Source organism: uncultured Clostridium sp., assembly GCF_947036855.1.
Classification (GTDB): Bacteria; Bacillota; Clostridia; order Clostridiales; family Clostridiaceae; genus Sarcina.
On sequence record NZ_CAMQRY010000072.1, the window covers coordinates 1 to 13,244 of the forward strand.

At 31.1% G+C, this 13,244-nt stretch carries 13 protein-coding genes and 1 pseudogene; all 14 read right to left on the reverse strand.

From position 1 onward, the window contains the following. Positions 1-1,013: flagellar biosynthesis protein FlhF (gene flhF, locus Q0V15_RS08450; protein WP_297437951.1), on the reverse strand; the 1,013-nt coding region annotated here is incomplete at its 3' end. Continuing rightward, on the reverse strand, positions 1,014-3,074 hold the full coding sequence (gene flhA / locus Q0V15_RS08455; protein WP_297437953.1) for a flagellar biosynthesis protein FlhA: 2,061 nt from the start codon (positions 3,072-3,074) through the stop codon (positions 1,014-1,016). It abuts the gene before it with no gap. Between the two features lie 37 nt (positions 3,075-3,111). Continuing rightward, complete coding sequence (locus tag Q0V15_RS08460; protein ID WP_297437955.1) at positions 3,112-4,932, reverse strand: fused FliR family export protein/FlhB family type III secretion system protein; 1,821 nt, start codon at positions 4,930-4,932, stop codon at positions 3,112-3,114. 9 nt (positions 4,933-4,941) lie between these two features. Continuing rightward, the gene (locus tag Q0V15_RS08465) at positions 4,942-5,211 is read right to left on the reverse strand and encodes a flagellar biosynthetic protein FliQ (RefSeq protein ID WP_297437957.1); all 270 of its coding nucleotides are present in this window, start codon (positions 5,209-5,211) and stop codon (positions 4,942-4,944) included. 21 nt (positions 5,212-5,232) lie between these two features. Next, positions 5,233-5,985, reverse strand: a complete 753-nt coding sequence (fliP, locus tag Q0V15_RS08470) for a flagellar type III secretion system pore protein FliP (RefSeq protein ID WP_297437959.1) — start codon at positions 5,983-5,985, stop codon at positions 5,233-5,235. Beyond that, positions 5,975-6,370 carry a flagellar biosynthetic protein FliO gene (locus Q0V15_RS08475; RefSeq protein ID WP_297437961.1) on the reverse strand — a complete coding sequence of 132 codons (396 nt, stop codon included), beginning with the start codon at positions 6,368-6,370 and terminating at the stop codon, positions 5,975-5,977. Before Q0V15_RS08475 ends, fliP begins: the two co-directional genes overlap by 11 nt. 16 nt (positions 6,371-6,386) lie before the next feature. Next, positions 6,387-6,866: a flagellar basal body-associated protein FliL gene (fliL, locus tag Q0V15_RS08480; RefSeq protein ID WP_297437963.1), complete on the reverse strand. Its 480-nt coding sequence runs from the start codon at positions 6,864-6,866 to the stop codon at positions 6,387-6,389. A 12-nt stretch (positions 6,867-6,878) separates the two neighbouring features. After that, positions 6,879-7,601, reverse strand: coding sequence for an OmpA family protein (locus Q0V15_RS08485; RefSeq protein ID WP_297437965.1), 723 nt, complete (start codon positions 7,599-7,601; stop codon positions 6,879-6,881). Further along, a complete protein-coding gene (locus tag Q0V15_RS08490) occupies positions 7,601-8,410 on the reverse strand; it encodes a motility protein A (RefSeq protein ID WP_297437967.1) in 810 nt (269 codons plus the stop codon). The genes Q0V15_RS08485 and Q0V15_RS08490 overlap by 1 nt, the downstream gene beginning before the upstream one ends. Before the next feature lie 16 nt (positions 8,411-8,426). Continuing rightward, positions 8,427-8,621, reverse strand: a complete 195-nt coding sequence (locus Q0V15_RS08495; RefSeq protein ID WP_297437969.1) for a flagellar FlbD family protein — start codon at positions 8,619-8,621, stop codon at positions 8,427-8,429. A gap of 59 nt (positions 8,622-8,680) precedes the next feature. Beyond that, positions 8,681-11,296: a flagellar hook-basal body complex protein gene (locus Q0V15_RS08500; protein ID WP_297437971.1), complete on the reverse strand. Its 2,616-nt coding sequence runs from the start codon at positions 11,294-11,296 to the stop codon at positions 8,681-8,683. An 84-nt stretch (positions 11,297-11,380) separates the two neighbouring features. Beyond that, positions 11,381-11,791, reverse strand: coding sequence for a TIGR02530 family flagellar biosynthesis protein (locus Q0V15_RS08505; RefSeq protein ID WP_297437973.1), 411 nt, complete (start codon positions 11,789-11,791; stop codon positions 11,381-11,383). 10 nt (positions 11,792-11,801) lie between these two features. After that, on the reverse strand, positions 11,802-12,563 hold the full coding sequence (locus Q0V15_RS08510; protein WP_297437975.1) for a flagellar hook assembly protein FlgD: 762 nt from the start codon (positions 12,561-12,563) through the stop codon (positions 11,802-11,804). Between the two features lie 9 nt (positions 12,564-12,572). Next, positions 12,573-13,244, reverse strand: a pseudogene (locus Q0V15_RS08515) (hypothetical protein); the annotation flags it as partial.

Sequence of the window (13,244 nt, forward strand, 5' to 3'; positions counted from 1 at the left end):
CCACTCATAACTGCTATATTTAAAGGTGCTCCCTTAACAGATGTTTCATCAAGCTTTGTTATAATTACATTTTCAAATCCAAGTGGCTTATAAGCATTTAGAATAAGTTTTATATCTTTATTCTTAGTTGTTGCACAAACTACTAGACTTATATTACTTGGCTTTGTTTTTTCAACAAAAGCTCTAAGCTCTAATATTTGCATTTTATTATTACTACTACGCCCTGTTGTATCAATTAGCACAACATCACAATCATCCATATTCTTTATAGCTGCATCCATCTCACCAAGACTTAATACAACTTCAAATTTTATATTCATAATCTCAGCATAAGTTTTTAACTGTTCAACTGCTCCAATTCTATAAGTATCAATTGTTATAAGCCCAACTTTTTTATTTTCTAAAAGTGATAACTTACCTGCAAGTTTTGCTATTGTTGTAGTTTTTCCAACACCTGTTGGTCCAACTAAAACAACATTTCCCATTAAATCTTTATCATCAATTTTTAATATATTTAAAAATTTATTATTTATATCTTTGATACTTAAATTTTCAACATCATTTATAATTTCATCTAATATATCTTCACTTTTAAGTTTCTTTATAATATCCGAATCTTCATTTTCAGTAACAAGCTTACTTAATATCTTTTTCATTTCCCGCACATCATTACTTAGTTCACTATTAGCACTATCTTTATTTTCAGTAATTACTTTATTTTCTTTAACCTCACTAATTTTTTCTGTATTTTTATTATCATTAAAAATATTTTTACTCATAGCAACTCTTATAGCCTCTAAGGCATCAGTATTATCAACTTCTACTTTTTTCTCTTTAACATTGCTGTTATCTTTTGCTGCTGTAACTTCTATAAACTTCTTTGCAAACAATCCTAAAAAGCCACCCTGTTTTACATTCCTTTGTGAAATTATAACTGCATCACTTCCAAGTTCTAGTCTTATTCTTGTCATAGCTTCATTCATATTAGTAACTAGATATTTTTTAATAACCATCTACACACATACAACTCCCTCTGATTTTATTTGAACATCATTAGGAATTTCATTTAATGATATAACCATAACGTGTGGGAATATCATCTCTATAAACCTTCTAAACGAAGTTCTTATATTAGGTGAAACTAAAATAACCGCTTGATTATTATAGAAATATACTGACTCTATTTTTTCTTTAATTGAATTATATATCTGTGTACTTGTATCAGGATCTATTGCTGGGAATGAACCCTGTGATGATTTTTGAGTTTTAGCTGCTATAAGTTCTTCAAGTTCTGTTGGTAATGTTACAACAGTAACTGCTCTTTCTTCATCAACTATCTGATTACATATAGTTCTTGATAGTGCAAACCTTACATATTCAGTTAAAACTTCTATATCTCTAGTATTTTTTGAATTATCCGCAAGTGATTCCATTATTGTAACCATATCTTTTATTGGAACTTTCTCACGAAGTAAATTCTGTAGTACTTTTTGAAGTTCTCCTATACTCATTAAATCTGGTACAAGTTCTTCAACAACAGCACTATATTTTTCTCTAGTATTATCAACTATCAGTTTAACTTCTTGTCTTCCTAGTAGTTCATAAGAATGAGATTTTATTGTTTCTGTTAGATGCGTAACCATAACTGTTGTTGGATCAACTACTGTCAACCCTCTAATCTCTGCATCTTCTCTTTTATCATTATTTATCCAATATGCTGGAAGTCCAAATGTTGGCTCAACAGTTTTAATTCCCTCAATCATTCCTGATTCTCCTGTTGGGTCCATACATAAAATCATCCCTGGCATAATTTCTGCCGAAGCTACTACTGTACCTCTAAGCTTTATTACATACTCATTTGTTTTAATTTGAAGATTATCTCTTATTCTAATCGGCTGTACTACTATTCCCATTTCTATTGCACATTGCCTTCTAACAGATGCTATCCTTTGAAGTAAATCTCCACCTGATGCATCATCTGCAAGTAGTATAAGTCCATATCCAATTTCTACTTCTAAAGCTTCTACTGAAATTAAACTCATAACATTTTCTGGTTCTTTTCTATCCTCTGCCTCAACTTGTTCAACCTCTTTAACAATAAGCTCCTCTTCTTTCTTAGCTTCATCTTTATAAACAAAATAAGCACAAGCACCTGTTAAAACTCCAAGAAGTAAAAATGGTACTTTAGGCATATTAGGAACAATTGCTAAAGCAAACATTAAAAATGATGCTATTGCAAGTGCTACTGGGAAAGCTGTAAGTTGCTTTGTTAAAACTGTACCAAAATTTTCTGATGACCCCGAACGAGTTACAAGTATTCCTGATGCTGTTGAAATTAACAGTGCTGGTATCTGACTTACAAGTCCATCTCCAACTGTTAAATTCACATATGTACTTGCTGCTTGACCAAAATCCATTCCAAGCATTGCAACTCCAATTACTATACCAGCTATTATATTTATAGCTGTTACTATAATTCCTGCAATAGCATCTCCCTTAACGAACTTAGATGCTCCATCCATAGAACCATAAAAATCTGCTTCAAGTTGCAAATCTCTTCTTCTCTTTTTAGCTTCAGACTCATCTATAAGTCCTGAGTTTAAATCTGCATCTATACTCATTTGCTTACCAGGCATTGCATCAAGTGTAAATCTTGCTGCAACCTCTGAAACTCTTCCTGCTCCACTTGTTATAACCATAAATTGAATTATTACTATAATTAAAAATATGATTACTCCAACAACATAATTACCACCTATTACAAACTCACCAAAAGCTGCAATTATAGCTCCAGCCTCAGCTTCGCTTAGAATAAGTCTTGTTGATGATATATTAAGCCCTAGCCTAAAAAGTGTTGTTACAAGCAAAAGTGTTGGAAATACTGAAAGTTGTAGCACATTAGTTGTAAACATTGTTATAAGTGCTATAACTACCGATATCGTTATATTTAAAGCAAGTAATATATCAAGCATCCATGATGGAAGAGGAATTATTATCATAAGTATTATTCCAATTACTCCAAAAGCTATAACTATATCCGATTTGCCTTTTAAATTTAAATTTTTAAAATCCAATGTACTTTAACTCCCTTCCCTTAAATTTTCACCATTTTTATTTTATCTTGTAAATAACTGCTAAAATTTCTGCTATAGCTTTATACATTTCCATAGGAATTTCACTATCAACCTCTACAGTTTCATACATCATTCTTGCAAGTGCTCTATCCTCAACTATCGGAACATTATGTTCCTTAGCTTTTTCCTTAATCTTAAGTGCCATATGATCTGCCCCCTTAGCAATAACCATAGGTGCACTTCCTGGTGAATCTTTATCATATTTAATCGCAATAGCTAAATGTGTTGGGTTAGTTATAACTACTGTTGCATCTGGTACAGATTGCATCATTCTCCCCATTGCCATCTCTCTTTGCTTTTGTTTTCTCATTCCTTTAACATGAGGATCTCCCTCTGCCTGTTTTGACTCTTCTTTAATTTCTTGCTTTGTCATTTTCATATCTTTTTCATGCATTTTAAATTGCATAAAATAATCTGCTGCTGCAATTGCAACTAAAACTAAAAATATTTTAAAAATTATTTCCATTAAAAGTAATTTAAACTCTAGACCAAAAGTTGGAAAGTATAATCCACCAAGTTTCATTATATTTTCATAATTATCTCTCATAAAACCAATTCCAACATATGATAATAATCCAACAACTAAAAGATTTTTTGCAAGATCTACAAGTTTTTTTACACTAAACATATTTTTCAGCCCTTTTATTGGATTTATTTTACTAAGTGATGGTTTAAGACCTTCTCCACTTGCTATAAAGCCAGTCTGCATAATACTTGTTGCAATTCCAACTATCATTATTGGAACAACTATTGGAAGAAAAACCTCAGTAAATTTTATGAAACTTGAGATAATTAAATTATTTATTTCAAATTCTGTTAAAGTTATTTTAAAATCGGTCGAAAAATAATGTATCATAACACTTTTAAGATTATTAACTACATAAGACCCAAGTGTCATTATAATTAAGAGTATTGCTCCAAGACTTAAAGCAGTTGTAATCTCCTTACTTCTTGGAACTTGACCTTTTTTCTTTGAATCAGATTTTTTCTTTGGTGTGGCCTCTTCTGTTTTCTCCTCTGAAAAGATAAACACAATAGGCATTAAAGCGAAGATTTGATTTATTATTTCAGGAATTATATCAAAACCTGAAAGTATTACTTTTACAATCATAGGAAGCGATATTAAAAAGCTTGCTACTCCTACAACTATTTTAATTGGCATACCTACTACCATTACATTAAGTTGTGGAACACTTCTTGATATAAGTCCCATAACTATATCTGATATAATAATAAGTAAAACAAGTGGTATTGATATTCTAAGTCCTAGTACAAAATAACTTGCAAAGGCTTCTATCATTATTCCCATACTATCTTGCATAATTATGTTCTTCCCAAGTGCTATAACCTCAATACTTTTGCTAAGCATTCTTATTATCATATGATGTCCATCAACTATGAAAAATACAAGAATAGCAACCCAGTGACTTATATTAGCAAGCATTGTTGCATTAGTTTTTGTATTTGGATCAAACATACTAAGCATTGAAAGTCCCATCTGTAAATCTAAAAAACTTCCACCCATTTTTATAAAATAAAACCAAAGTCCTACTACAAGCCCTAACAAAATCCCAGAACAAGCTTCATTAAAAATTGCAATAATTAACTCTATATCATTTGGAACTTCAGTAATAACAGGAAGTTCTAAATTCATAGCAAAGAAAAATGCAAGCATCATTGAAAACATTGCCTTTAACTGCTTTGGTGTTGACTGTGGAAAGAATATTGGAGTAACTATTATGAATGATGTAATTCTTGTAAAGATAAAAATTATAGCTATAATTACTGATATATCCATAAAAGCCCCCTAACTTGAAAGTGTTGCAATCATTGTAAATATTTCTTGTGTAAAATTAATTAAAGTATGTAACATCCAAGTTCCAAGAAATAACCCTACTGCTGCTATTCCAAATAATTTTGGAACAAAAGTTAAAGTCTGCTCCTGTATCTGTGTTGTTGCTTGAAATATACTTATAAGAAGTCCTAAAACTATTGAAACAAGTAAAAATGGACCTGCAAGTTTAAGTGCAACCATCATTGCATTAGTTATAATCCCAATAAGTAGCGTATCTGTCATCTTTAATCTCCCCCTTTTTAATTACATAAAGCTTTGAACAAGTGATTTTATAAGTAGATGCCATCCATCAACCATTACAAATAATAAAAGTTTAAATGGTAGTGATATCATAACTGGTGGAAGCATAAACATCCCCATTGACATAAGTACACTTGCTACAACCATATCTATAACTAAAAATGGTAGATAAATTAAAAATCCTATTTCAAATGCAGTTTTAAGTTCACTGATAATAAAAGCTGGAACTACTGCTACGAGTGGTATATTTTCTCTTGTAATTTCTGTCTTATCTATTTTTGCCATATCAATAAAAAGTTCTAAATCTTTCTGTCTTGTTTCCTTTAACATAAATGTCCTAATTGGTGCTGAACCTTTTTTTATAGCTTCCTCTTGCGTAATTTCATTTGCCATATATGGTTCTAATGCATTATCATTAATTTCTGTCATAACTGGTGCCATAACAAATATTGTTGTAAAAAGAGCTAGTCCAACTAAAACCTGTGCTGGTATAGATTGCTGCGCTCCTATTGCACTTTTGAAAAATGATAATACTACTGCTATTCTTGTAAAACAAGTTGTCATAATAATGAATGATGGTAGTAGTGTAAGCACTGTTAAAATCATCATTAATTTTATACTTCCAACAAACTCCTTTGGTGTATCACCAAGCGATAAAGTTATGTCTGCTGGTTCTGCTAAAACTGTTGAATTATTTAAAACTATAATAGCCAATAAACTAAGGGCTAAAATTAAAAAAAACTTTTTATTCTTCATTTTTATTCCTCTTAAACTTCCCCATAAATTTTACTGCCTTATTTTTAAATTCAAAAACCCCATTATTATACATAAGCACCATATCATCATTGACTTTATCTTTATGATTTTCTATAGTGCTCATATCTTCCTTTGTTAAATCCTTTATCTTTTCTATTCCATTCCCAGATGACATGATTACACTTCCCTCATCACCCAGCTTTAAAACATATATACTTTCAGTCTTACTAAGTTGTGTTTTTTCTATTATCTTTATATATTTACCTGCTGATAACTTTTCCATCTTTTGCTTTGTTTTTCTCAAAAGTGCCACTAACAATAATAGTAGCCCTCCTGAGAATAAGAAAAGTTTTGCTATGAAAAAAATGTAATCTTTTATCTCCATAATGTCCCCCTACTTTCTACTGAACTAAAAATGTTTGGAAGTAAATATCTACTATAGCTTTATCTTGATTTATAGCTTTATTTAATTCATTTGCAAGCCCCTCTTTTAAGCCTTCAACATTTTCTAGTTCTTCATCACTTCTTCCTTTTAGATACATAATTGTTGAATCCCTTAATACTACAACACTTTTATCTAAATTATCTACAAACTCATCTTTAGTAATATCATATGAAACTACTATATTTGTTTTTATATATTTCTTTTTACCATCATTAGATAGGTTTACAACAAAATCTCCACCAAGTGATAAATGTTCTGTTTCTAACTCTACTTCTTTACTAGGTTTATCTCCGGCTTCTTTACCTTTATTATTTGAAATATAAAAATAAGCAAAAGCTCCACCAAATACTAATATAAAAAATAATATTCCTATGATAATATACTTTACTTTTGATGATTTTTTACCATCTTCTTTATTTTTATTCTTACTTGCCATACTATTTCCCCCTTACTCTTCAGGGGCTACAAATAAAATAGAAACCCTTCTATTTGCTGCCCTTCCTTCAGATGTTCCATTATCTTCCGTTGGCTTATATTCACCATAACCAACTGCTGACAATCTTTTTGGGTCAATTTTTTTCTCTTCCATAAAATATCTAACAACAGCTACTGATCTTTCAGTAGACAACTCCCAGTTAGTTTTATTTGGATTTGATATTGGAACATTATCTGTATGCCCTTCTATTCTAACCTCACCAGTTGTATTAGTTATTACCTCTGCAACTTTAGCTAAGATAGCTTTGCTCTTAAGTTCTGATTTACCTGATGCAAATAAAATGCTTTCCCCAAGTTCTAAAAGAATACCATCCTTATTTTTTTCAAGTGTCATCTGTTCCTCTAAGCTATTAGCTGAAATATATTCTTTAAGCTCTTCATATGTGTAGTCTTCCTCATTTTCATAAGGTAAATCTGGTCCATCAACTTTACCATCTCCACCAATAATTGGAACAGTTCCATCAAACTCGTCAAATTCTAATATTGAATCAGCACTTTCACCTGATAAAACTTCCTGAAATACCTGTGCCATAGCTTTTATCTTATCCTCATTAACATCAGCCATTGAATATAATAATATAAAGAAAGTTAATAGCAAAGTCATTGTATCTGCAAAACTTGCTATCCATCCTGCACCTTTTTGTTCTTCTCTATTTTTCTTCTTTCTTCTTCCCATTAATCAATATCACCTTCTTCGCTAGACATATCTCTACTTAGATACGCAAGCTTCTCTGAAGGAGTAAGATATGTAATTAATTTTTCTTCTACAACTCTTGGATTAACCCCAGCTTGTATTGATAAAATACCTTCAAGCATCATTTCCCTACTTGATACTTCTCTTTTACTTTTAAGTGAAAGATTATTCGCAATTGGTAAAAATACTAGATTTGCAAAAACTGAACCATAAAATGTAGTTATAAGTGCTATAGACATTCCTGATGCTATTGATGATGTATCTCCACCAAGGTCTGCAAGCATTTTTATAAGTCCAAGCAGTGTACCAACCATACCAAATGCTGGTGAATATTCTCCCCAAGTCTTAAATAAATTTACCCCTCTTAAATGTCTTTCTTCCATTTGTTCTATCTCAAGTTCTAAAATTTCTTGTATAGTTTCTCCATCAACTCCATCAACAACCATCTGAAGTCCTTTTTTCATGTACTCATCTTCAAGATCATTAACTTCATCTTCAAGTGATAACAACCCTTCTTTTCTAGCTTTTGTTGATATTATTGAAAACTTACTTATCAACCCTTCTGATGATATTGAAAGTTCTTTTGTACTTTCAATAAAAAGCTTCCCTATTGATTTAACATCTGCAACTGAATAAGTAATTAAAAGAGCTGCAAAGGATCCACCAAGTGTTATTGCTAAAGATTGAGGGTCCCAAAATATCCCAAGTCCAGCATCTCCCATCATTCCCCAAAGAACCATCCCAATACCAAGTATTACACCTACAAAGGTAAGCGCATCTGATTTTTTCATTTGATACCCCTCCTACCTAATAAAAATCTTTTGAAAATAGCCTTCTTTTATACTTAACTATAAGGTCTATAACTTCTTCAATTCCCTCATTTACTATATATTTTTTTCCATTACCAAGTGTTATAACTGTTTCAGGAACTGACTCCATTTTTTCTATATGGTCTGGATTTAAATAAAACTCTATATTATTAATTCCTGTTAAAATAATCATAAAACATCCTCCAAATTATAATAATAAAGGGGAATAACTCCCCTTTATATTATTTAAAACTATCTCTTAAGATTAATAATATCTTGTAAGATTTCATCACCTGTATTGATTATCTTTCCACTTGCTTGGAAAGCTCTTGTTGTTGTAATCATATCTGTAAATTGCTCTGCTAAATCAACATTAGACATCTCTACCATACCTTGAATAGCAGATGCGTAACCTTTTGAGTTATCCTCACCTCTTGTACCAACTCCACTTTTTATAGTAGCCTCTCCTGAGTTAGCTGATGCTGAGTAAAGATTTCCACCCATTTTATTAAGTCCTTCTGGATTTTTAAAATCTGCCATAGCAAGTTGTCCAACTGCTGCAACTGAACCATCCTCTAAAATACAGTTAACAATTCCTTGTTGGTCTATATTAAAAGATTTAACCCTAAGCTCTACATCAGTTCCTGGCATTCTAACTGTATCTGGAATTTTAAGTGTTTTAAGCCCCTCATCATAAGCCTTAACTTCTTGTGAACCATCAACAAAACTTACAGAACCATCTTCACCAAGACTTTGAACAGGAGTTCCTCCATAAGTTTCCTCCGACTCTGTTCCATCAATAGAATTACCTTCACCTGTAACAGTAACACCTTGCTCTATTCCCTTATCTTTTAAAGCTCTATTTATAACATTATTAATTTCTCTTGCTGATGTAGCACCTGCAACTGTAAAATTACCATTAATAGTAATAGTTTTTTCACCCTCAGAAACTGAAGCTGAAGTCTTAGCTGAAGCTGATATATCTCCCATAATAATTTTATAACCATTAAGAGATTCTCCTTGGTCAAATGAAACAGCAAACCCAAAGATATCTGTATCTTCTGGTGCTTTAAACTCTGCTCCACCATCAATCATTTCTGTTTCTGAATCAATATCAATCTTAGCTCTACCAGAAACCTTAACTAAATCATCAGCCTCCTTCGGTGGATCTGTAATTAATCCTAACCCTTCATTTATTTGTTTTGCTAAATCAATAGCTGTTACACTATCTGCGGCTAAAAAATTCCCTGTAATTTTAACGACTTTATTATCCTTATCTACATCTACATTAGTTGACTCAGCTTCTATATCTATAATTTCAAATTTATAATCATTGTACTCTTTACCTTTTGGTAATTTAAATGTAAATCCACCAATATCAATTGAATCTGGAGATGCTTTATCTACTCCACCAGCAATTTTAACTGTTTTACCATTTAAATTTTCCAAATCTATAGTTTTAATATCTACACCTTTAAAGCTTTCATTTATTTTCTTTATAACACTTGCCTGTGCTCCTGCATCTTTCTCACCATATTTTATTGTTATTGTTTTAGCCGCTTTATCAATATTTGTTTCCGTTGTAGTTCCTCCTGCTTCTTCCTTCACATTTATACTATATCCATTTAATGCAGAGTATTTAAACTCTTCTGCTTCCATTCCAAATGTAATAACAGTAGTTTCTTCTCCTGCAACATCTACTACTATATCTTTTGGTGCTTCACCATCTGTTCCATTTTTTATATCTCCCTGAAGTCCTGGAACTATTGATGGATTTCCTATTGCTGTAACTTCTTGTTGGAACTCTGCTGGAATTTCAGAATTTATTGCATCTGCAAGTTCTTCACCTGATATAGCTCCCTTCTCCATAAAGTTAGCATCTATAGTTATAGTCTTTTCATCTTTATTTATTGTAGCTTTTGTTGCTGCTTCATTTATAGCTCCAATTTTAAATGTATATCCATTAAGCCCTGAACCTTCTCCAAACTTAAATGTTACACCCATTAAAGATACTGAGTTTGGTGCACTTGCATCTGAACCACCTTCAACTCTATCACTACTAGTATCTTGTATTGTTATTGGTTTTCCTGATACATTCATTCTTTGTGAAATCCCTGCTGCTGATAATGCTTTATTTGCAGCACTTTCTATTGCATCAATTGTAATTGTTGAAGTTTCTGAAAAATCTCCACTAATTTTTATTGTTTTACTTCCTTTATCAATTTCTGCATCTGTTACCGTTCCAGGTCCTATTGCTCCAAGAACTACTTTATATCCATTAAGCTGTGAACCTGGTCCAAATCTATAATCAAGTCCTGCACTTGAAACTTCATTTGGTGCTATTCCTGTTGGTGGCACTCCATTATCATCATTTGTAAGTGGATACCCCATAACTCTATATCCATCTGATGTTAAAAGATTTCCTGTTTCATCTAAAATGAATGTCCCTGCTCTTGTATATAGCATTTCACTATTTTCATTTTCTGAAACTGTGTGAGCACCTGGTTTATGACTTATTGATATATCATTATTTCCAAAAACTTGTGGTCCCTTACTTACCATAAAGAATCCACCACCATCAAGTGCTACATCAAGACTTCTTCCTGTTGGCTGAAGCATTCCCTGTGTCATAACTGTATCAATACTTGCAAGTTGAACCCCTAGTCCTACTTGTTGTGCATTTATACCTCCCTGACTATTTGTTGGTGCTGTTGCATCTCCCATATTCTGAGATAGCATATCTTGAAACTTAACTGTTGATGCCTTAAATCCTGTTGTTCCAAGGTTGGCAATATTATTTCCTATAACGTCTAATTTTGTTTGATTTACCTTCATTCCTGATATTCCTGAGTACATTGACCTTAACATATTAAATTCCTCCTACTTATTACTCACTGTAATTGACTTTATTTCTATCATTCAATAAAGTCTAGACATCCATTTTGGTCCTGCCTATAAAATTACTGCACTATCTATATTAGTAAATACATTATCATCTGATCTATTTTTATCAACTGCTGTAATTATTGTATTATTTTCTACACTTGCAACTATTGATACATCTTTATAGATAATTACTGTATTTTTTGAACCCCTTAATCTAGCCTTTTCTATACCGTCATCAATTTTCTTATAATCTGAATCATTAAATCCTAAAGTGTTAAGCCTATCACTTGCATGTTTTGATATTTTAAAACTATAATTTTTTTCATTTATTTTTTCATTTATTTTTTCATTTAAAATATCTAAAAAACTTAATTCACCTTTACTTTTTATGTTTTTTTTATTTTCTGCTGTATTCGAATTTAAATTATCAATATTATAAGCTCCATATGCTTTTCCATTAATAATTCTATAACTCAATTTCTATCACCTATTCCTTATCTTCCGTTTCAGTATCTACCTCTGTATCCGTATCTTTATCTTCATCTGTTGAATCATCAGGATCAATATTTGCATCTGCTTCTATATCTCCTACATTTATTATCTTATCAATTGTAACTGCTATAATTTCATCTGAATCTTCAAGTTTTACATTAACTTTGATTATACCGTCTTCTTTAAAAGCCCCTATAACTTTTCCTATATAATTTTCATCACTACTATTTTTCTCACTAAGCTCTACATCTTTCCCTATAAAAGAACTAGCAAGTAAGAATGACATATTTCCATTTAAATTATTTATAGCTGGAAGTGAAAAATCTGGTACTTCTAAAATTGATACTATTGATGAAACTGGAAATTCCTTAAATACATTTTCTCCATTTTCTGCAACTTCCATAGATATACTTGTTTCTCCACCAGCTGTATTAACAGATTTAACAATCCCTGTATATGGCTTACCTTCTGAGTTTTGAACATCAACTGTTACGCCTTTTCCAACAAGATTCTGCTCTGAATAATCTGTCATTGTCTTATTAAGATTTTGCATTTGCTCCATTGTTGAAAACTGAGCCATTTGTGTTACATACTGAGTTGAATCATGATCACCAGACATAGGATCTTGATTTCTAAGCTGTGCTGATAATATTGTAAGGAATGCATTTTTATCCATATCCTCACCTGGCTTAACTATAGGTGTCCCTTTATCTGTAGTATTATAATTTGCATTTCTTGATACTCTACTAAAATCCATAAAAACCTCCTAAATTATAATATCTAATGATGATATACTTAGTTCTTCTTGTTCTTCATCAATTACTAAGCTATTTACTTCTACACCACCATTTCCATACTCTTTATTATTTTTTTCTTCTTGATTCATAAAACTATTTTCCTGCGAAAAATAAGTTGTATCTTCGCTATATAAAGAAATTTCTACATCTGAAATCTTTATATTTTCAGATACTAAATACTGTTTTATATCTTGATTACTTATAAGCGAATAAGTTTCTTTTGAACTACATTTAATAACAGCTTTCATACTATCTGAATCTGCCATAAGCTTTATAGATATTTCCCCAAGATTCCCTGGATTTACTTTCACAATAAGCTCTTTTAGATTAACTTTTGTCATTCTTAAAATTGTATTATTTAAATCTTCTTTCATTGTAAATTTATTAATTGTAATATCTTGCTTATCTAAAGCTACATTTGAAAATGACTTTAATCTTTGCATATTAAAATCAAATGGTGTGTCAGTTTTTTCATCTAACATTATCTTTGATAAAAAATTATCTTCTTTACTATTACTACCTAAAAAACTTTTTCCACCTGAATTCTCTGACTGATTATTTTCAGAAAATAAGTTTTGTTGCTCATTATTTTGATTTATAACAATATTAGCTTTATTATCATTTAAATTAATTCCTACTTT

Bases quoted from the DNA above. Each gene is read 5' to 3' on its own strand.
- Q0V15_RS08460 (WP_297437955.1), bottom strand. From the start codon at position 4,932: ATGGATATATCAGTAATTATAGCTATAATTTTTATCTTTACAAGAATT.
- Q0V15_RS08465 (WP_297437957.1), bottom strand. From the start codon at position 5,211: ATGACAGATACGCTACTTATTGGGATTATAACTAATGCAATGATGGTT.
- fliP (WP_297437959.1), bottom strand. From the start codon at position 5,985: ATGAAGAATAAAAAGTTTTTTTTAATTTTAGCCCTTAGTTTATTGGCT.
- Q0V15_RS08475 (WP_297437961.1), bottom strand. From the start codon at position 6,370: ATGGAGATAAAAGATTACATTTTTTTCATAGCAAAACTTTTCTTATTC.
- fliL (WP_297437963.1), bottom strand. From the start codon at position 6,866: ATGGCAAGTAAGAATAAAAATAAAGAAGATGGTAAAAAATCATCAAAA.
- Q0V15_RS08485 (WP_297437965.1), bottom strand. From the start codon at position 7,601: ATGGGAAGAAGAAAGAAGAAAAATAGAGAAGAACAAAAAGGTGCAGGA.
- Q0V15_RS08490 (WP_297437967.1), bottom strand. From the start codon at position 8,410: ATGAAAAAATCAGATGCGCTTACCTTTGTAGGTGTAATACTTGGTATT.
- Q0V15_RS08495 (WP_297437969.1), bottom strand. From the start codon at position 8,621: ATGATTATTTTAACAGGAATTAATAATATAGAGTTTTATTTAAATCCA.
- Q0V15_RS08500 (WP_297437971.1), bottom strand. From the start codon at position 11,296: ATGTTAAGGTCAATGTACTCAGGAATATCAGGAATGAAGGTAAATCAA.
- Q0V15_RS08510 (WP_297437975.1), bottom strand. From the start codon at position 12,563: ATGGATTTTAGTAGAGTATCAAGAAATGCAAATTATAATACTACAGAT.